Origin of the sequence: Xylophilus sp. GW821-FHT01B05, from assembly GCA_038961845.1 — a bacterium.
Lineage (GTDB): Bacteria > Pseudomonadota > Gammaproteobacteria > Burkholderiales > Burkholderiaceae_C > Xylophilus.
Map to the genome: position 1 here is coordinate 3,883,847 of CP152408.1, position 20,892 is coordinate 3,904,738.

Annotated in this window: 23 protein-coding genes and 1 pseudogene; all 24 read left to right on the top strand. The window is 65.9% G+C overall.

Features of this window, described 5'->3' with window-relative positions; translation table 11 throughout:
• The first annotated feature begins 32 nt into the window (after window positions 1-32).
• Window positions 33-923, top strand: a complete 891-nt coding sequence (locus AAFF27_18035; protein ID XAH21908.1) for a ParA family protein — start codon at window positions 33-35, stop codon at window positions 921-923.
• Window positions 907-1,158, top strand: coding sequence for a type II toxin-antitoxin system HicA family toxin (locus AAFF27_18040; GenBank protein XAH21909.1), 252 nt, complete (start codon window positions 907-909; stop codon window positions 1,156-1,158). Before AAFF27_18035 ends, AAFF27_18040 begins: the two co-directional genes overlap by 17 nt.
• Entirely contained in the window at window positions 1,151-2,785 is a 1,635-nt protein-coding gene (locus tag AAFF27_18045) for a ParB family protein (GenBank protein ID XAH21910.1), read from the top strand. Before AAFF27_18040 ends, AAFF27_18045 begins: the two co-directional genes overlap by 8 nt.
• A gap of 15 nt (window positions 2,786-2,800) precedes the next feature.
• Window positions 2,801-3,361: a DUF2857 domain-containing protein gene (locus AAFF27_18050; GenBank protein ID XAH21911.1), complete on the top strand. Its 561-nt coding sequence runs from the start codon at window positions 2,801-2,803 to the stop codon at window positions 3,359-3,361.
• A 3-nt stretch (window positions 3,362-3,364) separates the two neighbouring features.
• A complete protein-coding gene (locus tag AAFF27_18055) occupies window positions 3,365-4,627 on the top strand; it encodes an STY4528 family pathogenicity island replication protein (GenBank protein XAH21912.1) in 1,263 nt (420 codons plus the stop codon).
• Between the two features lie 712 nt (window positions 4,628-5,339).
• Complete coding sequence (locus AAFF27_18060) at window positions 5,340-6,122, top strand: PFL_4669 family integrating conjugative element protein (GenBank protein XAH21913.1); 783 nt, start codon at window positions 5,340-5,342, stop codon at window positions 6,120-6,122.
• Window positions 6,119-6,646, top strand: coding sequence for a DUF3158 family protein (locus AAFF27_18065; GenBank protein ID XAH21914.1), 528 nt, complete (start codon window positions 6,119-6,121; stop codon window positions 6,644-6,646). Before AAFF27_18060 ends, AAFF27_18065 begins: the two co-directional genes overlap by 4 nt.
• Window positions 6,647-6,719: 73 nt before the next feature.
• The gene (locus AAFF27_18070) at window positions 6,720-7,172 is read left to right on the top strand and encodes a single-stranded DNA-binding protein (GenBank protein XAH21915.1); all 453 of its coding nucleotides are present in this window, start codon (window positions 6,720-6,722) and stop codon (window positions 7,170-7,172) included.
• Window positions 7,173-7,445: 273 nt separating this feature from the next.
• On the top strand, window positions 7,446-9,458 hold the full coding sequence (locus AAFF27_18075; GenBank protein ID XAH21916.1) for a DNA topoisomerase III: 2,013 nt from the start codon (window positions 7,446-7,448) through the stop codon (window positions 9,456-9,458).
• A 537-nt stretch (window positions 9,459-9,995) separates the two neighbouring features.
• A complete protein-coding gene (locus tag AAFF27_18080; GenBank protein XAH21917.1) occupies window positions 9,996-11,606 on the top strand; it encodes a DNA cytosine methyltransferase in 1,611 nt (536 codons plus the stop codon).
• Between the two features lie 245 nt (window positions 11,607-11,851).
• Window positions 11,852-12,409 carry a hypothetical protein gene (locus AAFF27_18085; GenBank protein ID XAH21918.1) on the top strand — a complete coding sequence of 186 codons (558 nt, stop codon included), beginning with the start codon at window positions 11,852-11,854 and terminating at the stop codon, window positions 12,407-12,409.
• Between the two features lie 332 nt (window positions 12,410-12,741).
• Window positions 12,742-12,954: a hypothetical protein gene (locus AAFF27_18090; GenBank protein ID XAH21919.1), complete on the top strand. Its 213-nt coding sequence runs from the start codon at window positions 12,742-12,744 to the stop codon at window positions 12,952-12,954.
• A 21-nt stretch (window positions 12,955-12,975) separates the two neighbouring features.
• Window positions 12,976-13,368 carry a hypothetical protein gene (locus AAFF27_18095; protein ID XAH21920.1) on the top strand — a complete coding sequence of 131 codons (393 nt, stop codon included), beginning with the start codon at window positions 12,976-12,978 and terminating at the stop codon, window positions 13,366-13,368.
• A gap of 209 nt (window positions 13,369-13,577) precedes the next feature.
• Complete coding sequence (locus tag AAFF27_18100) at window positions 13,578-14,315, top strand: ABC transporter substrate-binding protein (GenBank protein ID XAH21921.1); 738 nt, start codon at window positions 13,578-13,580, stop codon at window positions 14,313-14,315.
• A 93-nt stretch (window positions 14,316-14,408) separates the two neighbouring features.
• Entirely contained in the window at window positions 14,409-14,687 is a 279-nt protein-coding gene (locus AAFF27_18105) for a uridylate kinase (protein XAH21922.1), read from the top strand.
• 282 nt (window positions 14,688-14,969) lie between these two features.
• Window positions 14,970-15,773 carry a GTPase gene (locus AAFF27_18110; protein XAH21923.1) on the top strand — a complete coding sequence of 268 codons (804 nt, stop codon included), beginning with the start codon at window positions 14,970-14,972 and terminating at the stop codon, window positions 15,771-15,773.
• Between the two features lie 77 nt (window positions 15,774-15,850).
• Window positions 15,851-16,204 (top strand): DUF3085 domain-containing protein, encoded by a 354-nt coding sequence (locus AAFF27_18115; protein XAH21924.1) that lies wholly within the window; start codon window positions 15,851-15,853, stop codon window positions 16,202-16,204.
• Window positions 16,205-16,352: 148 nt separating this feature from the next.
• Complete coding sequence (locus AAFF27_18120; protein XAH21925.1) at window positions 16,353-17,195, top strand: phosphoadenosine phosphosulfate reductase family protein; 843 nt, start codon at window positions 16,353-16,355, stop codon at window positions 17,193-17,195.
• 5 nt (window positions 17,196-17,200) lie between these two features.
• Window positions 17,201-17,670: pseudogene (locus AAFF27_18125) on the top strand (XF1762 family protein).
• Window positions 17,671-17,933: 263 nt separating this feature from the next.
• Window positions 17,934-18,851: a DUF3577 domain-containing protein gene (locus tag AAFF27_18130; GenBank protein ID XAH21926.1), complete on the top strand. Its 918-nt coding sequence runs from the start codon at window positions 17,934-17,936 to the stop codon at window positions 18,849-18,851.
• A 57-nt stretch (window positions 18,852-18,908) separates the two neighbouring features.
• The gene (locus AAFF27_18135) at window positions 18,909-19,601 is read left to right on the top strand and encodes a DUF3275 family protein (protein ID XAH21927.1); all 693 of its coding nucleotides are present in this window, start codon (window positions 18,909-18,911) and stop codon (window positions 19,599-19,601) included.
• 94 nt (window positions 19,602-19,695) lie between these two features.
• On the top strand, window positions 19,696-20,037 hold the full coding sequence (locus AAFF27_18140) for a hypothetical protein (protein ID XAH21928.1): 342 nt from the start codon (window positions 19,696-19,698) through the stop codon (window positions 20,035-20,037).
• Between the two features lie 102 nt (window positions 20,038-20,139).
• Entirely contained in the window at window positions 20,140-20,547 is a 408-nt protein-coding gene (locus AAFF27_18145) for a hypothetical protein (GenBank protein ID XAH21929.1), read from the top strand.
• A gap of 16 nt (window positions 20,548-20,563) precedes the next feature.
• A complete protein-coding gene (locus tag AAFF27_18150; GenBank protein XAH21930.1) occupies window positions 20,564-20,824 on the top strand; it encodes a hypothetical protein in 261 nt (86 codons plus the stop codon).
• Window positions 20,825-20,892 lie beyond the last annotated feature (68 nt).

A 20,892-nucleotide genomic window follows, 5' to 3' on the forward strand; every position in this document is an offset into this window, starting at 1 on the left:
CGCGGACTTCCCATCCTCACACGGAGAGCGCCATGCAGGTCGTATCCATCATTTCAACGAAGGGCGGCGTCGGCAAGACCACGACGGCCGCGAACCTGGGCGGGCTCGCCGCGGACGCGGGGTTGCGCGTTCTGCTGCTCGATCTCGACGTGCAGCCCACTCTGTCCTCGTACTACGAGCTGGCCCACCGCGCGCCCGGCGGCATTTACGAGTTGCTGGCGTTCAACGAGCGCGACCTCGGCCAGCTCGTGTGCCGCACGATCATCGCAGGCCTGGATCTGGTGCTGTCCAACGACCACCGGGGCGAGCTGAACACATTGCTGTTGCATGCTCCCGATGGGCGTCTTCGGTTACGGCACCTGCTGCCGGTGCTGGGCCCTCACTATGACCTGGTGCTGATTGACACCCAGGGCGCACGCTCGGTGCTGCTGGAAATGGCGGTGCTGGCCTCCGGCCTGGCGCTGTCGCCCGTGACCCCGGAGATCCTGGCAGCGCGCGAGCTGCGGCGCGGCACCGTGCAGTTGCTCGAAGACATCGCGCCATACCGGCACCTGGGTATCGAGCCGCCGCCGCTGCACCTGCTCATCAACCGCGTCCACCCGGTGTCGGCGAACGCCCGGCTGATCCAGCAGGCCTTGCGAGATCTGTTCCAGGACCACGCCGGCATCCGCGTGCTGGCCACCGACGTGCCGGCCATCGAAGCCTATCCGCGCGCTGCGACGCGCGGCCTGCCGGTGCATCGGGTCGAATACCGCCAGCCGCCGGGCAGAGTCGCCCCCGCCGCGCTCGACACCATGCGCGGCCTCGCCGGCGAGTTGCTTCCACAGTGGCAGCACCGACTGGCCGCGGTGTCCGGCCGTCCGCCCCACCCGATTGGGCCACTCCCTCTTGATACAGCAAGGCCCCATGGCGAACGCACATGAACTGGCCCGGGGCCACAAGCGGCTGCGCGCCCTGATCGAGTTCGCCGTGGGCGAAGGCTGGCACGTCAAGCGCACGCCGGGCGGACACCTCAAATTCACCAAGGCGGGTTGCGCTGCGATCTACACCAGTTCAACGGCAAGCGACCATCGGGCGGCGCTGAACGCCCGCGCGCAGATCCGCCGTGCAGAGCGCGAAGCCATGACATCCAACGCCTGCGGAGGCCGCCATGGCTGACATGACCTCCCAGGACATGGCCGGCAAACTGCTCGCTGCGGGGTTCGAGCGCAGCGGCCCACCCGCCACGGCCCTGAGCGACCCGATCGCCGACACACCGATGGTCGTGACGCTGGACCAACTGCGCCCCTACGACCACGACCCGCGCAAGAAGCGCAACCCGGCTTACGACGAGATCAAGGCATCCATCCGTGAGCGCGGCCTGGACGCGGCACCGGCCATCACCCGCCGTCCCGGCGAGGACCACTACATCATCCGCAACGGCGGCAACACGCGGCTGGCGATCCTGCGCGAACTGTGGTCGGAGGCTAAGGACGAGCAGTTCTTCCGCATAGCGTGCCTGTTCCGGCCGTGGCCCAGCCGCGGCGAAGTGGTCATGCTGACCGGCCACCTGGCCGAGAACGAACTGCGCGGCGGTCTCACGTTCATCGAGCGCGCCCTCGGCGTCGAGAAAGCACGCGAGTTCTACGAGCAGGAAAGCGGCGCCACCCTGAGCCAGTCCGAACTGGCCCGCCGCCTGGCCGCCGATGGCTTCCCGGTCCAGCAGTCGCACATCAGCCGCATGAACGACGCGGTGCGCTACCTCCTGCCAGCGATCCCGGCCGTGCTCTATGGCGGCCTCGGCCGCCACCAGGTCGAACGCCTGTCGGTCATGCGCAAAGCCTGCATGCTCGCGTGGGAGCGCTACGCCAAGGGCCGCCCACTGGTCCAGGACTTCGACGAGTTCTTCCAGGAAGTCTTGTCACAATTCGATGTGCAGGCCGACGAGTTCGCCCCCCAACGCGTGCAGGACGAACTGATCGGCCAGATGTCCGAACTGCTCGGCATCGACTACGACGTGCTGGCGCTCGACCTCACCGAATCCGAAAGCCGCCATCGCGCCCTGGTCAGCGATCCGACCCCGCCATCGGCACCGCCCGCGCTGCCTGAGCCTGGCACCGTGGCACGCCCGCCCGCCGCGCCGGCCCCATCGGCCCCGACGCCGGCGGCCACACCTGGGTCGCGCGAGCGCGAGGGCGACTCAGGGACGAACGGCTCGCCCGCAGGAAGCCCCGTGGCAGCTCCTGGTGATCTTCTGCAGGGGCACATCGTTTCGCCTGCACCGACGACGGAGCGGCTGCAATCCATTCAGCGAATGGTCGCCGACGAGCTGGGGGATGCGCTGCCCGATTTCTCGGCCAATGTCCTGCAGTCCATTCCAGTCCAAGCGGGCGGTCTCTACCCGATTTCCGACGTCTGGCACATCGACGCGGGCCTGGACACGCCCGATCGCCTGCGCATCCACATCGCGCAGTTCGCACGCGAGATCGCGGGCGAGGCAGGCCTTGATCAGTGCATCGAGGACCGCGCGGACGGTGTGGGCTTCGCATGTCATGCCAGCGCGCAGCCCCCATCACAGCAGGGCCGCGCCCTGCTGGCATTGCTGGCGAGCCTGGCAGGCCAGGGCTTCGCCGATGCCGATCTGGACGGCGGGCAGCTTGCCGCCGAGTTGCCGGCGCTGCTGCACGGCCAAGGCGATGCGAACCGGCGATTGAGCGACACCGCGCTTGTCAAGCTGTTCCGATTGCTGCGCCTGGCCCGGCGCCTGCTGGACCTGGAATCCAGTGCAGCAGGTCCTGGGGCATGAAGGAAGGAGACCCGCATGTCCGCCCCGCACCCGCTCAATCAGGCCGTCATCGCCCAGGCGCTCTACGACCTGCGCAACGGCCAACTGCGCCGCTGCAAGGCGATGGGCTTCAGCGAGGCCGAGCTGGATGCGCTCAAGCATCCCGCCATGGTGAGCGTGCTGGCCAACGCCAATGTCTCGTGGTGTTCCGTGTCCGTGAACCGTGAGGTGCTCCGGCGTCTGCTTTCGCAGGCGCAGGACGTGGAGAAGGAAATAGCGACCGTCGATCACATGTTGCGCCTGGGGGCCAGCACGGAGATGGTCAGTCGCTTCTACGGCTTGACTCATCAGGAAGTCGCCCTGCGCCGTGAGGTGCTGGGCCTGCCCAAGCGCAAGGGGCGTCACCCTGTCCTGGACGAGAAGCAGGACGTCGAACTGTGGCGGCGCTGGAAAGCCATCACCAGCAGCAGGAATGTGGACCTGAAGGACGAGACCTCGATTCTCGACGCGGCCATGGACCTTGCCGAAGGCATGGATTTGCCGCTGTCGGTGGTCTGGGCCGCGATCAAGTCGTGGGTCGATCAGGGATTGGGTTAATCCATGGCCGTGGACGACACCGCACCACGCCATGGCCCCGTCGCACTCGCTGACCTGTTCGACACCGCGCTGAAACACCTTGCGCCCAGGCCCAGCCCGCCCACGCCCACCCCCACGCGCATGCCTATACCTGCGCCGTCACCTGCGACACCGGCTGCGTCCGGCGATGCGTTCCTCTTCAGCGGCAACCGGCATGAAACCGTACCGCGGCGGCTGTTCCTCGACCGCCGCCTGACGCCGCTGGAGCGCAACGCCTGGCAGGTGTTCCGGCTGATGCTCAACGACGACGGCGTGACCGCATTCCCCACCTATGAGCAGTTGCGGCCCTGGCTGGCCTCGATGCCCTGCGCCGGGCAGGCCTCGCACGAAACCGTGGCGCGAGCCCTGACGCTGCTGCGGCTGACCCGATGGCTGAGCCTGGTGCGGCGACGGCGCGACCCCAAGACCGGCCGCATCCTCGGCAACCTCTATGTCCTGCACGACGAGCCGCTGACCCCCTTTGAAGCGATGCAGCTCGACCCGGACTACCTGCAACTCGTCAGCCAGGCGCTCGGCCATTCGGCCAAAACCGTGCAGATCGTGGGCCTGCACACCCTCAAGGAAATCGGCGAAGACCCGATGCTGGCCGGGCGCACCCTGCCGTCGAGGCTGCAAGTCCTGGCCGAACGCCTCGCCAGCCAGGGCGTCGGGGCGCACGAAAGTTATCCACAGGAGGACGCCACGCACGAATCTGAAGAAGGGGCGACGAGCCTTCTTCGGAATCCTGACGACCCCACTTCGGAATCCGAAGCAGGGTCGAAACCCGCGCCAGACGCCTCTCTTCGGAATCCGAAGCAGGCCCGTACAGTACGTAGTAGTCGTATTAATGAATTACGTACTACCGCGCAGGCGCAGGCGCGCGCGCTGGGCGACCTGCAATGGCCCAAACGCTTCGCGGAACTGAAGGCAGAGCAGCAGACAGGTGCGCGGGTGGCATTGCAGCAGGTCGATGCCGCGCTGAGGCAGGCCGTGCTGGACGAATGGGCCGCACGATGCAGCAGCCCCGGCATCCGCAATCCTGCGGGGTATCTGTTCGGCATCATCCAGCGAGCCATCCATGGCGAGTTCAACGCCTGGGCTAAGAAAGACGCGCCATCGGCACACGCTCCGCCGAATGAGCGGCCACCACCAGCACCGCCACCATCCCAGCCGCGGGGCAAGCCAGTGCCACCAGAAGTCGCCAGGCAGCACATCGAGCGGCTGCACAACCTGCTCGCCAGCAAGTGAGCGGGCCTGCAAGGCGGTGAAGTGGATGCCAGTGGCTTCCAGTAGAGCTATCCCCAGGGGATAGTACCACTGACGGCTACACGTCGAACCGCTGCACGCCAAGCCCCGATCGCCAGCGGCGGGATCGGCCTTGTCCGCGCTTGATCCGGGCGCGCAGCGTTCCTTGGCGCTCCATGGAACTATCCCCTGGGGATAGTTCCACTGACAGCTACGACGTCGAACCGCTGTACGCCAGGCCTCGATCGCCTGCCGCGGGATCGGCCCTGTCCACGCTGATCCAGGCGTGCAGCGTTCCTTGGCGCTCCATGGAACTATCCCCTGGGGATAGTTCCACTGACAGCTACGACGTCGAACCGCTGTACGCCAGGCCTCGATCGCCTGCCGCGGGATCGGCCCTGTCCACGCTGATCCAGGCGTGCAGCGTTCCTTGGCGCTCCATGGAACTATCCCCTGGGGATAGTTCCACTGACAGCTACGACGTCGAACCGCTGTACGCCAGGCCTCGATCGCCTGCCGCGGGATCGGCCCTGTCCACGCTGATCCAGGCGTGCAGCGTTCCTTGGCGCTCCATGGCGCTATCCCCAGGGGATAGCTCGCGACGCATGCACCCGCCGCGCCCTGAACCGGGGATGGGTGGGTTTCGGTTTGTTGACTGACTGCCTTCCGCTTCCTGCCGAAGCTGGCCGCTCTTTTCCAACAACGAGCGGACACCATGGCAACGACCAACGAACCTCTGCAACTTAATCTCGGCCCCTTGCGCAGCGCGATGTCGCTGACGCTGCACACGCACCACGCCTCTCGCATCTGGCACGGCCGCGCTGCCGCCGAGGGGCGCCCGGGCATCGTCGGCTTGAACGGCTACATCGCCCAGATGAACAAGATGCGGCGCGGCTCGGAGCAGGACGACCCGTACAGCGACTTCTGGATGCTGCGCATCGAGGACAAGCTCGAACAGACGAAGGCCACGCTGCAATCGCTGCGCGAGCAGGTGGACCAGGCCCTGGCGAGCGTGCCGCCGGCACTCACCCTGGGCGAGAACCTCAACGTGCAGCCCGTCAAGCTGCCGCTGTTCGTCAATGCGCAGTTGGGCTTTGCTGCGGTGTATCTGCTGGCTGACTACGACGACATCGCCCGCAAGCTGATCCTCGCGCACCACACCGCGCTGATCGATCGCTCGACGCTCGAACGCTGGCTCAACGAGGGCGCGCATGCGCTGCGCAGCCTGTTCTCGTTGGCCCAGCAGTACCGCTATTCGGGCTGCACCCGCGACGACTTCGCGGCGAAAAACGCCGCAGCACGCGCGGCGCTGGAGAAGTTCGGGGAGCTGCCGCAGGACGTGCTGGAAGGCACGCGCCGCTCGAAGTTCGAGCCCCCCATCGTGCGCCGTGGCCTGCAACAGCGCGGTGAGGCTCCTGCCGCAGCCGATGCCCCCACCGACGAGGCCACCACCACCGAGGCACCCGAGACCGCTGCGGGCGAGGACGCGCAGGTATGAGCGACCCGAACTGCGACACCCGCTACTTCCGTCCGCTGCAACAGACCGCCTTCATGCGGCTGGAACACGCCGCCTCTCTAAAAGGCCTTTTAAAGCCCTTTAAAGGTAAAGGGGACTTGGAGGCCTGGGCCAGCCAGTGCTTCGCCACGCGCGACGAGTTGATTGGCTTGGCGCAGCGACAGGTGCTGCCACAGGCCGTCGGGCATCCCTTCCACCTGCTCCCCATCGAGCTGGCCCAGCAGACCACTGGCGCAGGCACGGCGTTTCTTCGCTGGCGCAAGCACGACCGCTCGGCCATGGGCGTCGCCTTGTGGCGTGAACTGATGGCGAGCACCAGCACGCCGGTCAACCTGCTGGCCGACCTGCACGCGATCGAGCTTCAGCGCATCACGCAGAACATGCAGATCAGCCTGTTGCACACCTTGGGCAGGCAGGCCCAGGAGTGCGCCAGCAAGGCCGCCGAGGCGGAAGACGCCTACCTGCGCCGACTCAAGTCCACACCGCCCACCCTGCGCGATCGGTAATCGCGCAAGGCACCCCAGCACGCGCCCGCCGCCAACCAGGTGCGGATATTTCAACCACCACGGAGATTGCAACATGAGCACGCATTTTTCTGGCGAGGGCAACATCGGTTCGCCCCCTGAGTACCGGGAGTTCCCCAACGGCAACGATGAACCCAGCCGCCTTCTGCGCCTGAACGTCTATTTCGACAACCCCATCCCCAAGAAGGATGGCAGCTTCGAGGACCGCGGCGGCTTCTGGGCTCCGGTGGAAATCTGGCACCGCGACGCCGCGCACTGGAAGGACCTGTACCAGAAAGGCATGCGCGTGCTGGTCATCGGCCGCATGGAGCGTGACCCCTGGACGGACAACGAGGATCAGCCGCGCGAGACCTGGCAGATCAACGCGCGCAGCGTCGGCATCCTGCCGTTCCGCATCGAGTCCGTGACCCTCAGCCCCAGGCAACAGGAGACCGCGCAGGACGCGCAGCCGAAACCCCAGCCCGCCCAGGAACCGACCGCACTGAAGGAGCCGAAGCGCAGGAAGTGACCCGGCATGGGGCGGTGGCAGTCGTCGGTCGCCCCATGCCCTCGCGAGCTATCCCCAGGGGATAGCTCCATCAACATCCACCGGCTTCCACTCGCTCCCGAAAATCGCGGCTCCCGGCGCGCACACCGGCGGCCGCATGCCACTCCCGTCCCAGCCATTCCATCCCGTGAAAGTGGTCGCCACCGCATGCAGCTTGTTTGCTGCTGCCCCTGGTGGTGCTCGGCATCCTCGTTTCCAGCGACTCCATGAACCACGGAAATCGGATGGACGGACATGCGGCTGTTCTTGTGCGAGAAGCCCTCCCAGGGCAAAGACATTGGCCGGATTCTCGGCGCCACGCAGCGCGGTGAAGGCTGCCTCATCGGCTCCGGCGTCACCGTCACCTGGTGCATCGGCCACCTCGTCGAAGCGGCAGCGCCCGAGGTCTATGACCCGGCGCTCAAGCGCTGGTCGCTGGAGCAGTTGCCCATCATTCCCCAGCAGTGGCGGGTCGAGGTCAAACCCAAGACCGCCACGCAATTCAAGGTCGTCAAGGCGCTTCTGGCGAAGGCGACCCATCTGGTCATCGCCACCGATGCCGACCGCGAGGGCGAGCTGATCGCCCGCGAAATCATCGACCTGTGCGGCTACCGCGGCCCCATCGAGCGGCTATGGCTGTCGGCGCTCAACGATGCGTCGATCCGCACCGCGCTCGGCAAGCTGCGGCCGTCGTCCGACACGCTGCCGATGTACTACTCGGCACTGGCGCGCTCGCGCGCCGACTGGCTCGTGGGCATGAACCTCAGCCGGCTGTTCACGGTGCTGGGCCGACAGGCCGGCTACGACGGCGTGCTGTCGGTCGGGCGCGTCCAGACGCCGACGCTCAAGCTCGTCGTGGATCGCGACCGCGAGATCGCGGCTTTCAAGTCGGTGCCGTTCTGGGCCATCGACGTGTCCCTGTCCGCAGGCGGTCAGGCTTTCGGCGCGCAGTGGGTTCCGCCCGTTGGCTGCACCGACGACGGCGGGCGCTGCTTGCAGCAGCCCATCGCCCAGCAGGCCGCGCAGCAGATCCGCGCTGCGGGCAACACCCAGGTGGTATCGGTCGAGACCGAGCGCGTGCGCGAAGGCCCGCCGCTGCTGTTCGACCTGGGGACGCTCCAGGAAGTCTGTTCCAAGCAGTTCGGGCTGGACGTTCAAGAGACCCTTGAAATCGCCCAGGCCCTGTACGAGACCCACAAGGCCACGACGTACCCGCGTTCCGATTCGGGCTATCTGCCCGAAAGCATGTTCGCCGAGGTGCCCACGGTCCTGGACAGTCTGCTCAAGACAGATCCGTCACTGCGCCAGATCATGGACCAGCTCGATCGCTCGCAGCGCTCGCGTGCCTGGAACGACGGCAAGGTCACGGCGCACCACGGCATCATCCCGACGCTCGAACCCGCGAACCTCGCTGCGATGAGCGAGCGGGAACTGGCCGTGTACCGCCTCATCCGGGCGCATTACCTGGCGCAATTCCTCCCTCACCACGAGTTCGACCGCACCGTCGCCGAGCTTTCCTGCGGCCAGCAGAAGCTGGTGGCCACCGGAAAGCAGGTGGTCGTCAATGGCTGGCGTCTGGTGCTGGCCGAGCCCCAATCGGACGAGGACGGTGAAGCCACGGCGCGCAGCCAGGTGCTGCCCGCCCTGCGCGAGGGCATGGCGTGCCAAGTAGCCGAGGCAGAGGTCAAGGCGCTCAAGACGATGCCACCCAAGCCCTATACGCAGGGCGAACTGGTCAAGTCGATGAAAGGCGTGGCGCGCTTCGTGACCGACCCGCGCCTGAAACAGAAGTTGAAGGAAACGACGGGCATCGGCACCGAAGCCACGCGCGCCAACATCATCACCGGCCTGCTGACGCGGGGCTATCTCGTGAAGAAAGGACGCTCCATTCGCGCATCGGATGCGGCATTCACGTTGATCGACGCCGTGCCTGCGGCGATTGCCGACCCCGGAACCACCGCCGTGTGGGAGCAGGCGCTCGACATGATCGAGGCCGGACAGCTCACCCTTCAAGTCTTCATCGGCAAGCAGGCCGCCTGGATTTCGCAACTGATCGCGCAGTACGGCAGCACCTCGCTGTCCATCAAGGTTCCCCAGGGACCCGCTTGCCCGCAGTGCGGCGCACCGACGCGCCAGCGCACCGGCAAGACCGGCCCCTTCTGGTCATGCAGTCGCTATCCCGACTGCAAAGGCACGCTGCCGGTCGAAACCGGCGCGTCCAAGCGCGGTGCCTCGCGCCCGCGCAGTAGCGGCCGCAAAGGCTCTTGACCGACCCCGTTCCCCGAGAGCCGTGCCCGCCATCGGCGGCGTGGCCCATGTCCCGCACGCCCTGCGGGATGCCCAGCGCGCAACGCCTTCTCATGTCCGTGTGCGCGTCCCGCCCAGCCGTACCCGGCTGCGGGACCTGAAGGTAGCTTCTCCGCGAACCATGTCCGGGGTCTCCCGGCGCATTCTGTTGATCTGCATTTTTCCGCCCCTGCGAAGGGTCCCCCGATGGCTTGCCAGGCTGCGAGCCACCCGGAGACCCTTCACGGTCAGCGGTATTCGATGCCGTGCCCAACGGCGAAAAACTGGGCTCCTTTTGTGCGCGGATGTGCGCCAGAAGATGCCGGCGCGAACCACGACATGCGCCGGGTGCGATTGCTGACAGCAGACGGTTCTAGCGACGACCAGGCCTGCCAATCAGCCCACGGGTGGTTCTGTCCTCCCGAGCCGAAGGCCGTTCGGCCTTCGGCGCCTTTCTCCTGCCGATCAACGTCCCGGCCCGGCCAAACGGTCCAGGGCCACACGAACAGGAGACACGCCATGAACCCGCAACCTCGCACCCCACGCGGTGCGCCCCAGCCCGCGCCACTGCTGTACGGCAGCGTGTGCAGCGGCATCGAGGCCGTGAGCCTCGCCTGGCAACCCCTCGGCCTCGAAGCCGCATGGTTTGCCGAGATCGAGCCGTTCCCGAGCGCCGTGCTCGCGCACCGTTACCCCCGCGTGCCCAATTTGGGCGACATGACCGCGATCGCCCGCCAGGTGCGTGCCGGCACCGTGCCGGCGCCCGACATCCTGGTCGGCGGCACGCCGTGCCAGTCGTTCAGTGTTGCCGGTGCGCGGCGCGGGCTGGATGACCCGCGCGGTGCCTTGACCCTTGCCTATGTGGAGCTTGCCAATGCCATCGACCAAACTCGCCACCAAGACCGCCGCCCGGCGGCAACGCTCGTCTGGGAAAACGTCCCGGGCGTCCTCAACGACCGCAGCAATGCCTTCGGGCATTTCCTGGGCGCACTGGCCGGAGAAGGCCGTGCGCTCCAGCCGCCAGGGGAAAAATGGGCGCACGCTGGTTGTGTGTTTGGACCCCGCCGCCGCATCGCCTGGCGCGTGCTCGACGCTCAATATTTCGGTGTCGCCCAACGCCGCAAGCGCGTGTTTCTTGTGGCAAGTGGTGGAGATGACCTCGATCCCGCCGAGGTACTTTTTGAGCGCGACGGCCTGCGCGGGGATTCTTCGCCGGGCTTCGCGCCGTGGCAAGACGCTTCCCGCGCTGCTGGACATGGCGCTGCGGCAGCAGGCGGCTTCGCAGGACTGAAGCAGCCCTATGGCAAGGTCACCATGACGTTCGGGTTCGGTGGTGGTAATACCGCGGGGCCCATCGACGTGGCCGCCTGCCTGACCGCCGCGCCCGGCCCGAAGAACGACTTCGAGGTCGAAACCTTCCTCGCGCAGTCCGTCGCGGGCCACATCACCCACACGCTCAGCACCGCCAATGGCGGCAAGGGCAGCAGCGAAGACGGCACCGGCAAGGGTGCTCCGATCATCGCCTTCACCGCCCAGGGCTGCGGCGCTGATGCGGTGATGGACCGGACGCCGACACTGCGCGCAGGCGGGCATCGCAATAGCCACGCGAACGCAGGCGTGGTGCCGGCCGTCGCCTTCGCGCAGAACTCCCGTGGCGAACTGCGGCTCGAATCCGGTCACGGCCAGCTTGCCGGGACGCTTTCCACCGGCGGCGGCAAGCCGGGCCAGGGCCGGCCGATGGTGTTCAGCGTCGCGCTGCGTGGTCGCGCCGAAGGCCTGGCCTTCGAGCTGGGCGGCAACGTAGCGGCCGCGCTACGCACCAGCGGCGGCGGCGCGGACAAGGCCCATGTGCTGGCCCCCGACTTCGAGGCGCATTTCCGCTACGACTGGAACGACCCCGGCCCCGGCGACTGGTCGCATTGGCGCGTGCGGCGGCTGATGCCCGTGGAGTGCGAGCGGCTGCAAGGCATGCCCAACGACTACACGCTGATCCCGTACCGCGGCAAGCCCGCCGCAGACGCGCCGCGCTACAAGGCGATCGGCAACTCCATGGCCGTCCCGTGCATGGCATGGCTGGGCCAGCGGCTGGTGCAGTGCCTGCACAAGACGGGCTCGACCGCTTCGGATTGATCGGCGACGCAGCCTGCGGCCCGCGCCATTCTTCCTCCTGCACTGCCGATGTACCGGCAGCCGCCCGCAGCCAGGGTGTCAAGGCTGCCGCGGGTTCCACCCGCGCCACCCGCCAGTTCGCCTCGGCATCTCACCGGCGAACGCTGCCCACCGGGGCATTGATGCCTCTTTTTTCTCCAACCCACGGGATGGCCGCCACGTCCCGTCAGGGGCATGTCGCCACCCGGTCGATTTCAGGACTTCCCATGGACAACATCACCAAGCAAGACCGCATCACGCTGAAGAACCTCAAGGTGGCCGACTTTGCCAGCGAGGAAACGATGTGCTTCAGCGCCACCGTCGTGATCGACGGTACTCCCATCGCCGAGGCCCGCAACGACGGCCACGGCGGCTCGACGTTCCTGCGCGCGCTCAATGGCAAGGCGGCGCTGCTGGCTCAGGCCGAAACCTTCGCCAAGGGACTGCCGCCTGCGCCGCTCGACCTCGGCCAGGAGGGTGAAGACCCTCACTACATCGACATGACGCTCGACTTCCTGGTCGATGAACTGGCCGATGCCATGCACGCAGAACGCAAGGTGCGAGCCGCGTTCAACCGCGACATCTGCAACAAGGTGCTGTTCATCAAGGACGGCAAGCTGCTGTTCATCAAAGGCATCAAGCTCAAGGCCATCGCCGACCGCAAGGCGTACTTCGCTTCGCTGCGCGCCCGGCAGGCCCAGCCCATCGTCATCCTCGCCGAGCTTCCGCCCGAGCAGGCATTCGACCTGTGGAAGCAGCATGTCCTGGGCGACAAGCCCGACTGACCAAGCGCCGACGCACCCTCCTGACAGCCTCGCACTCGATGCGGGGCTTCATTTTCTCTGTGCGCATCAATCGGGGCTGGGCCGGATGCCATTTTCCAACTGACGCAGCGAGCCCCGCACACGAAGCTGCCCGCATGTTCGCTGATTCGTCAGCACATGCCAGCAGCCAGGGTTTCCAGGCTGCCGCGGGTCTCTCCCGCGTCACCCACCAGTCCGCATCGCATCCATTGCGCGGACGCGCGTCCTTGTGACGCTGATGCTTTTTTGTCCACCGCATGCGGGAGCTGCCATCCCGTGAGGGACAAGGCCCCGCTTTTCCAAGGAGCCCGTCCATGTCCCAGCAAGCCTCTTTTGGCCAATTGGCCTCGACCTACTGCGGCAAGTTCCTGCCGCTCGAAGTCCTGCAAAGCGCCGCCGGTCACTACATCGGCACGCGCGATACCGAAGGCCCCGTTTCGCGGGAATCCCGCGAGTACTTCCGCAGCTATGCCGCGGCTCAACGTGCCCTCGAAAGAGGCGGCTGGTCCCAGCTCGCCATTCCCTGATCCAACTGGAGGAATCACGTCATGAACCAGCTACTGCCCCGGGAAGTCGTCGATCAGATCATGCGGGAAGAGCAGCATTTCGCTGCCGCGCCCCAAGCCTTTTTCGAGGCATGGAAGCGCGGCGTCGAGATCGCTGGCCCCGAATGGTTCGGCGATGGCACCCGTGAAGGTCTGAACCAGGCCAAGAGCAAGTGGGATCTGCGTCCCAACATGCTGCTGCTCAACGATGCCCTCGGCGTCCTGAGCAGCGGGGAACGCATGTTCCTGTCCGCCATGGTCAGCTTCTACAACGCGCGCGAGGGCGGTGCCATGCTCAAGCGCTGCCATTTCTACGGACTGTCCGACTTCGACGGTCTCGATCTGCAACGCCGCAAGGTCATCGCCGACCTGCTCGTGAACTACAACGGTTGGTGAGCCGGTCCCCGGCACACCACCGTGTCTTCGTTCACTCCCGATGAGGGACATGCGCCCACAAGGCCATGTCTCTCATTTATTTCCCGCCGTCCAGCGCAGTGCTGACACCGTCGTGGTCAGCGTTGTCTGACGCATTTTCTACTTTCAACCCACCGGGTCCAATTCCCGGTGGCGGGAATTGGCTCCACTATTCAATCTGGAGTGTTCCCATGTCCCAGAAACCTAATTCCTTTCTCCGCGGCTACTGGAATCTGAAAATCGTCCGCACGCTGTGCATCAGCTACGACGATGGAAGTCCGCATGTCTGGCGAAACATCCACCCGAGCCAAGAGCACCTCTCCGACGAGGAACTGGTTTCATCGTCCTGCATTGTCACCAGCGATTTCGCGGTGGTCACGAACGGCCCTGAGCCCGTGAGCGCCGGGGTACTGGCCGAATGCGATGCCGGTGAAGGTGGCAGCGGCGAAGGCGTGATCGGGGCCGTGGTCTATGCCATCCATGGTGACGACCTCGACGGCCGCCCAGTCCACGTCGGTGACGCCTATTCGGCCGAGGCTGCGCGGGAAGTCGTGCAGCGCCTGAGTTTCGAGACCGGCTATTACAGCCGGTGCTGGGAGATCAGCCGTGAGCACATCACGGTCGATACCTGGCACTACCTCGCCAACCTGGCGGACCTCGCCACGCCGGAGGCCATGCTGTTCATCGCCTTCCGGGTGCCGTACAGCCCGGCGATCGGCGTCAAGCTGATCTCCACGCCCTGGACGGACCAGAACCTGGAGCACGCCGAGGGCATCACCGCCGAGCAGCTTCGGCAGGAGCACCGCAGCAAGGGCATGCCGGACGACCTGGCGAACATCCTTGAACTGGCCGGCCAGGCCGATGTGCGCATTCTGATCCTCGATGCCGACGCACCCGCGCTGCTGGGCCTGCCACTGGCCGAGTCCTAGCAGCCGCGCGACACGCCGTCCTTCCTCTTTGTCCCCCCATGCCAGCCCGTCTCCCCAGGAGCCGGGCTGGTCCATTTTCATAGGAGCAACCTCATGTTCCCCGACCTCATTTCGCGCACACCGGACTTCGAGCACCAGCTCGGAGCCTGCGTCAACGCCATGAGCCAGGACGACGCCATCGGCCAGATCCTGGTATTCGAGCGCACGCGCGGCACGCTGCACATGCGCCACATCGCCAGCGCCGACCTGGTGGACACCGACATTGAAGACTACGAAATGGTCGTGTTCGACGGCGGCAACACCAGCGGCGACACCTGGAAGCATGTCTTCTTCCCGCGTCAGCGCGAGCACTACTTCGTGTACGCAGCCTGACCTATCCAGCCCCTTTCGAGGGGCTTTTTCTTGCGCCCAGCGCAGGAAACCGGGTGCGGCGAAGTGCCGTTTCATGCGGGCGGGTAGCCCCGCCCAGGGCCATCCTTGCCCCATGTTCGTCGGCGTTGCCGGCACATGCCCAGGCAGCCGAGACCTTCGAGGCTGCAAGCACTGGAAGCCTTGCTGGTCGTTTCTTCCTACGGACGCACCGCGTCCATCCACCCACAAGGGACCTCTCCCTTGCGGGCGAGGAATCCCTTGTTCTTCTTCAAGGAGATTCCCATGGATCGTTCCCTCATCAAATCCATGATGCCTTCGCTTGTCGCAGGCCATGTGCCCCGCAACGTGCGGTCGTTCAAGTACCGCGTGTTCGATGATCAGCCGCAGTCCTCGACCCTGGGCTTCGCTATCGACCCCAAGCCCTTCGACGGCAAGGTGGTCGCGGCCAACGACGAGGCCATCATCGTCAAGCTCAAGCCCAGCGAATTCGCGGTGCTCGATCCCAACCTGGTGACCACCGTTCCCAGCGAAGGCGCCAAGGTGCATGTCCAACCGTATGCCCGCCGCCGCTTCGACGGCCTGCGCGCGGACACCCCGGAAGTGATCACCGAGAAGACCGCGGACGGTGTTCCCTACACCATCACCAGGCACATCCTCGGCTCCGCGCCTGCCAAGCTGCCCATCCCCGAGCCGCAGTGCATGGAACTGGGGCAGCTCATCCAGCAGTTGGAGGAAATGCCGGCTCCCGACGGGTTCCGGCGCATCACCCACATGCTGGTCGATGCGGGCGCCCGCGACTTCACCTGGGTCGATCCGAAGCCGTCCAAAATCATCGAGACACCCCCGGCGATCAGCTTCACGGTTTCGACCGCGAAGTTCGAGGGCCAGGTGACGATCCTCTACGACCGCGGCGGCGACACCTACGTGGTGGAGCTGCGCCGCGACGGCGAGATGGTCGATCGGCACGACGAGGTGTATTTCGACATGCTCGGTGAAGTGCTGGAGCGGCTCATCGACGACGGGCGCTGGCGCCTGATCGACGTGAGCGTGATCGACGCCAAGGCAACCAAGCGGCGCTACGGCTGATCGCAGCCTATCGGCGACTTGCCCAATAGGCCTTCCATCCATTCGGGTGGAGGGCCTTTTTCTTCAGGAGATCAAGCATGTCACTGCGATTCAAAGGCTCCGACCTGCGCCCCGTGCTGGCCGAGGCCGTTGCCAACCAATGCCGCGTCGTCCTCGCCAAGGATCAGGGCGTGTACTTCCTCGCCGAGCACGGAGAGCGCCGTCCCGATGGCCGCGTGAAGCTGCTGGCCTATGCCGTCGGCTGCAACCCGGATACCGACCCGTTTGACGACTGGTGGGAACTGGCGCGCGCCGAGCTGGGTGGCGACGACTTCGGCGAGTTCTTCGACCCGAAGGAAGGCGTCTTTGCACGCATCCTGCACGGCACGGACGATCTGATGCTGTCCGCCACCCCGACGCACCTGTCGCTGGAGGTGGTGCCATCGGTGTAGCGCAACGACTACCACCATCCCCTCACTGCCCCCTTCTTGGGGGCTTTCTTTTTTCCGCACTGCGGCCTTCGCCGCGTGCGTGCTCGTCTCCGGCCGCCATGGCCCGCCGCGTCGGCCCGCCCGCCGACCTACCCACGGAGACGACCGCATGCACGACCCGTTCAAGATCACCCAACCGACCTGCATCAGCTTCTCGGGCGGGCGTACCAGCGCCTACATGCTCTGGCGCGTGTTGCAGGCCAATGGCGGCCTGCCTGCCGACACCGTGGTCTGCTTCGCCAACACCGGCAAGGAGGTGGAAGCGACCCTGCGGTTTGTGCGCGACTGCGCCCAGCACTGGCAGGTGCCGATACGCTGGCTGGAATACCTGCCCATGGAGCCGGGCTTCATGCTGGTCGATTTCGACCGGGCCAGCCGTCAGGGCGAACCGTTCGAGGCGCTGATACGCAAGCGCCAGTACCTGCCCAATCCCGTCGCGCGCGGCTGCACGACCAGCCTGAAGATCCGCCCGATGCACCGCTACCTGCGGCATCTGGGGTGGACAGACTGGGACCAGATGATCGGCATCCGCGCCGACGAGCAGCGCCGCGTCGCCAAGATTCGCGCGCGCGGCCATTCCACCGAATCGACCCACGAGACCATGTGCATGCCGCTGGCGGATGCCGGCGTCACCGTGCGCGACGTGGGCGCGTTCTGGCAGGCGCAAGCGTTCGACCTCGACCTGCTGACGGTGAACGGGCGCACGCTCGAAGGCAACTGCGACCTGTGTTTCCTGAAACCACGCGGGCAGCGCTTGGCCCTCATCAAGGCCCGACCAGAGACCGCCGTGTGGTGGATTCGCATGGAATCGCTGAATCTTGCGAGCAAGCCCAGCGGCGCCCGGTTCCGCGCCGATGGCCCCAGCTACGCCGACCTGGCGCGCTTCGCCGCCGACCAAGGCGACCTGTTCGACGCCGCCGAGGAGTCGATCGCCTGCTTCTGCGGTGATTGACGGCCATGGACAGGCCATCGACCTCGCCATCGCTGCACCTGCTGCCGGTGTCCCTGCGCTGCGCCAATGCCTTCGTGCAGGAACACCACCGCCACCACCGTCCGGTTCAGGGAGCGAAGTTCGCCCTGGCGGTCGCGCTGTCCGCCACCGATAGCATCTGCGGCGTGGCCATCGGACGCTCGAAGTCACCCGGCTCTGCACCAACGGCGCACCGAACACCTGCAGCAAGCTCTATGGCGCCGCATGGAAGGCGGCCAAGGCCCTGGGCTACACGCGGCTGATCACGTACACCTTGCCCGAGGAAGGCGGCGCCAGCCTGCGCGCCGCTGGCTGGCGGCTGGTCGGCGCGCGCGGCGGCGGTGCCTGGGACCGCCCCAGCCGTCCCCGCGCCGACACCCCCGAGCACCTGCGCGGCCCCAAGTGCCTGTGGCAGGCACCAGGCGCGGACAAAGGGAAAGGCCCGGATGCCGATTGATTGCTGTCGCGCGCACGAGGCCCGGCCATGCTGACCCCATGCCTGCTGACGTTGTCAGCGACATGCCAGGCAACCATCGGTCTTCGAGGTTGCGGCGTAGTTCCTACTACGTGACCGAGCCAGCTCGCACCGCATCCGTCCGCGAGCGGCCACCAGTCTCTGGTGGCGGATGCTTTCGCCTTATCAACCCACCGCGGGGTTACGCACCTTTCCCCGCATCGTGGGGCCGGTGTGTCTCCGCTTCATCCCTATGGAGATTCACCATGAGCACCACATCCAACGAGAAATCGTATTTCGACCTCCACACCTCGGGCATCGGCTACATCCAGCGTGTCCGTGAAGTACCGATCCGGGGCGGCCGCCGTGCGCAACCCTTCCTGGCGTGCACCATCGCCGCGCTGGTCGGTCCCGCAAAGGACCCTAGCTCCCGCTATTTCGACGTCAAGGTCTCGGGTGCCGAGGCCAAGAAACTGGTCGAGCGCTACATCGGCGTTGACGATCCCAAGCAGCGCCCGCTGGTGCGCTTTCGCACCGGCGATCTGCGGGCTGATCCCTACATCCGCGACAAAGGTGAAAAGAAGGGTCAGGCCGGCGCGTCCCTCAAGGCACGTCTGCTCAAGTCCGAACTGATGGACCGGGACGAACTGGCTTCGATCAAGCAGTACGAACTGATCACCCGCGGCATCGGCTACCTCAGCCGTGTGAAGGACGTCACCCCCAAAGATGGCGATCCCTTCCTGTCGTGCACCATTGCCGCGCTGTGCGGACCTGTCGATGAGCCGGAATATCGGTACTTCGACACCATCGTCGCCCCCCCTGAAGCCGAGCATCTGGTTCGCCGATGCGTGCAGGCCATCGAAGGGGACTGCAAGGTGCTGATCGCCTTCCGTCTGAACGACATGAAGGTCGATCCGTACATCCGCACCAAGGGCGAGCGCGCCGGGGAACCGGGAGCGAACCTGGAATCGACGCTGGTCCACATCGGTCTCATCAAGATCGACGGCACCCAGGTCTATCCGACGAGCCAGGCGCAAGCCGAGGCGCCGCAGGCCGAGGAAGCATCCGCGCCCGAAGCCGAGGTTGCTGCCGACACCGTTGCCGACCAGCCTGTCGAGCCCGCCGAGCGCGAGCCCGCAGGTGAAGTCGAGGAGCAGGAACCGGCATTGGCTGCTTCGTTCTGATCCGGCACGGCCCCTCACGGGGCCTTGCCTTTTTCCTCTTCTTCAAGGAGAACCATCATGGCAGCCACATCGGCGCCCGAGCAATCGGGACCGCCCATCATCGTTCCAGGCCAACTCACGCTGCGCACCATTCATGGCCGCAACGGAAAGTTCAACGTCGGCAAGCTCGACTGCCAACTCGGCAAGTTCACGATCAAGGACGCTGAATTAGAGCAGTACCCCGAGGGCAAGTACCAAGGGGAATTCGTCCTCCGCTACATCTTCCTCAAAAGCTATCCGATCAGCGACGGCAGCATGCGTTCCGAGATGCGCGCCAACCTGGATGGCATGACGCTTCTCGGGATCGACAAACTGAGCCGTGACGAGGCACGCAGCTTCGGCACCCAGGAAGTCGATCCGCTTGATGAAGAGCAAGGGGCGCAGCCTGCGGCAACGTCGGCCAAGCCCCCCAAGGCATCCAGACCCGCCAAGCTCGCACCCGTGCAGGCGTCCGCGGACCCACTGGTCGATACCACGCCTTTCGGCATGGATGCGCCGACGCCCACTGCGGCGACTGCCCCTGGCAGCACCGAGGATGGCGACGCCGATCTGTTCGGCCTGCTGTGGCCGCTGGGCGAGTCCGTGAAGTTGGATTCCACCATCGACCGCCGCACCCTGCGCGCGCAGATCGCCCGTCTGGGCGAAATGGGCTACGCGCTGGACTTCAAGACGCAGGAGTGGAGCCGCCAGGCCGAACTGCAACCTGCGTGATCGCAGACGCCGCATCCGCGGTGTTCTTCATCCACCCGCCGGGGTTCCTTCCCCATGCGGGGGAGGCCTCGGCTTTCTTCTGGAGGTCTCCATCATGTCCACCATCGCTTGCGATACACCCCGTTCCGCGCTGGACGAAACCGCGTGGCGCGCTGTCTGCAAGACGGCCGCCGAGCACGCCCAGCGTGGTTGCGGTCTGTCCTGGGATCACTGGGTCACGCTTTTCAGTTCGGAGATCGACGCGCAAGCCAGTCGGTTGCCGCATGACCAGCGCACTCAAGCGCTGGAAATCGCCACCCAGGAATGGGACTACGCAACACCTGCCGAACGGCAGGAAACCCAGGACTGGAATGCGGAGCATGGCTATTGCTCGCACGGGATCGAGTTCGGATATTGCCCGGCGGGTTGTGATCGCGACGATGACGACTGGGACTAAGGGCAAAGCATAGGTTCCTTCGCCGCACACGCGGCATTCCATCACCCGCTGGGGGTTCTCCCCCACGGGAGGCCTCCGGCTCCATTCTTCAGGAGGCCTCTCATGGGCTGGCATTTCTCCCCCCAATCGCGGTCTGAACTGATCGCAGAACTGATCGCACCGCAAGAGACCGAGCGCGCCAGCGTGAAGGTCATCGCACACGCGCTGCGCGGCAACGTCCTCTGGTCCGTCGCGGAAGTGACGGCCAAGGCCGAAGGCGTGCATCGTGATCTGGCACCGGGCCAATCGCTGCGCTACATCCGCTGCGATCTGCTCGAACGCAGCGGCAACCAGTGGGGCTACAAGCCACTGGACGAATCCATGCAGCCGTACTACTACTCATGCCCGCTGTCCTATCTGGACCTCGCACCGGAGCAGTCCGCCGACTGGCGTGCAGGCGTTCGCGCCTACCACGCACGGCGGCGTACCCCCACGGCATCTGCGGCACCCGCCGCGGCACTATCGGCCTGAGCCAGGAGGAACCGACATGGACCCGATCCTGGCTGCGCTCCCGCCCGCGCTGTTGAAGCTCGTTGAAGGGAGTTTGTCCAACGACGAAGTGTCTTCCGACGAGGAAATGCAGGAGTACTTCATCAGCAACGGCCTCACCGAGGAACAGGCGCGGCAGGCACTGACCTACCGCGACCAGTACTTCAACAACATCTACCTGGACGGCTTCACGCCGATTGCCGCAGTGGACGAGGCACTTCACTTCAACCCGCACACCCGGCAGTTCGAGCCGGACTGAGCGCTTTTCTTTCACCCCCTGGGGCAGTACTTGCCCCAGCGGGCGGTGCTGTTACCGTTCATCCGAGG

Bases quoted from the DNA above. Each gene is read 5' to 3' on its own strand.
- AAFF27_18145 (XAH21929.1), top strand. From the start codon at position 20,140: ATGGGCTGGCATTTCTCCCCCCAATCGCGGTCTGAACTGATCGCAGAA.
- AAFF27_18090 (XAH21919.1), top strand. From the start codon at position 12,742: ATGTCCCAGCAAGCCTCTTTTGGCCAATTGGCCTCGACCTACTGCGGC.
- AAFF27_18080 (XAH21917.1), top strand. From the start codon at position 9,996: ATGAACCCGCAACCTCGCACCCCACGCGGTGCGCCCCAGCCCGCGCCA.
- AAFF27_18130 (XAH21926.1), top strand. From the start codon at position 17,934: ATGAGCACCACATCCAACGAGAAATCGTATTTCGACCTCCACACCTCG.
- AAFF27_18045 (XAH21910.1), top strand. From the start codon at position 1,151: ATGGCTGACATGACCTCCCAGGACATGGCCGGCAAACTGCTCGCTGCG.
- AAFF27_18140 (XAH21928.1), top strand. From the start codon at position 19,696: ATGTCCACCATCGCTTGCGATACACCCCGTTCCGCGCTGGACGAAACC.
- AAFF27_18115 (XAH21924.1), top strand. From the start codon at position 15,851: ATGTCACTGCGATTCAAAGGCTCCGACCTGCGCCCCGTGCTGGCCGAG.
- AAFF27_18150 (XAH21930.1), top strand. From the start codon at position 20,564: ATGGACCCGATCCTGGCTGCGCTCCCGCCCGCGCTGTTGAAGCTCGTT.
- AAFF27_18135 (XAH21927.1), top strand. From the start codon at position 18,909: ATGGCAGCCACATCGGCGCCCGAGCAATCGGGACCGCCCATCATCGTT.
- AAFF27_18035 (XAH21908.1), top strand. From the start codon at position 33: ATGCAGGTCGTATCCATCATTTCAACGAAGGGCGGCGTCGGCAAGACC.
- AAFF27_18120 (XAH21925.1), top strand. From the start codon at position 16,353: ATGCACGACCCGTTCAAGATCACCCAACCGACCTGCATCAGCTTCTCG.
- AAFF27_18100 (XAH21921.1), top strand. From the start codon at position 13,578: ATGTCCCAGAAACCTAATTCCTTTCTCCGCGGCTACTGGAATCTGAAA.
- AAFF27_18040 (XAH21909.1), top strand. From the start codon at position 907: ATGGCGAACGCACATGAACTGGCCCGGGGCCACAAGCGGCTGCGCGCC.
- AAFF27_18095 (XAH21920.1), top strand. From the start codon at position 12,976: ATGAACCAGCTACTGCCCCGGGAAGTCGTCGATCAGATCATGCGGGAA.
- AAFF27_18050 (XAH21911.1), top strand. From the start codon at position 2,801: ATGTCCGCCCCGCACCCGCTCAATCAGGCCGTCATCGCCCAGGCGCTC.
- AAFF27_18065 (XAH21914.1), top strand. From the start codon at position 6,119: ATGAGCGACCCGAACTGCGACACCCGCTACTTCCGTCCGCTGCAACAG.
- AAFF27_18075 (XAH21916.1), top strand. From the start codon at position 7,446: ATGCGGCTGTTCTTGTGCGAGAAGCCCTCCCAGGGCAAAGACATTGGC.
- AAFF27_18085 (XAH21918.1), top strand. From the start codon at position 11,852: ATGGACAACATCACCAAGCAAGACCGCATCACGCTGAAGAACCTCAAG.
- AAFF27_18070 (XAH21915.1), top strand. From the start codon at position 6,720: ATGAGCACGCATTTTTCTGGCGAGGGCAACATCGGTTCGCCCCCTGAG.
- AAFF27_18055 (XAH21912.1), top strand. From the start codon at position 3,365: ATGGCCGTGGACGACACCGCACCACGCCATGGCCCCGTCGCACTCGCT.
- AAFF27_18105 (XAH21922.1), top strand. From the start codon at position 14,409: ATGTTCCCCGACCTCATTTCGCGCACACCGGACTTCGAGCACCAGCTC.
- AAFF27_18110 (XAH21923.1), top strand. From the start codon at position 14,970: ATGGATCGTTCCCTCATCAAATCCATGATGCCTTCGCTTGTCGCAGGC.
- AAFF27_18060 (XAH21913.1), top strand. From the start codon at position 5,340: ATGGCAACGACCAACGAACCTCTGCAACTTAATCTCGGCCCCTTGCGC.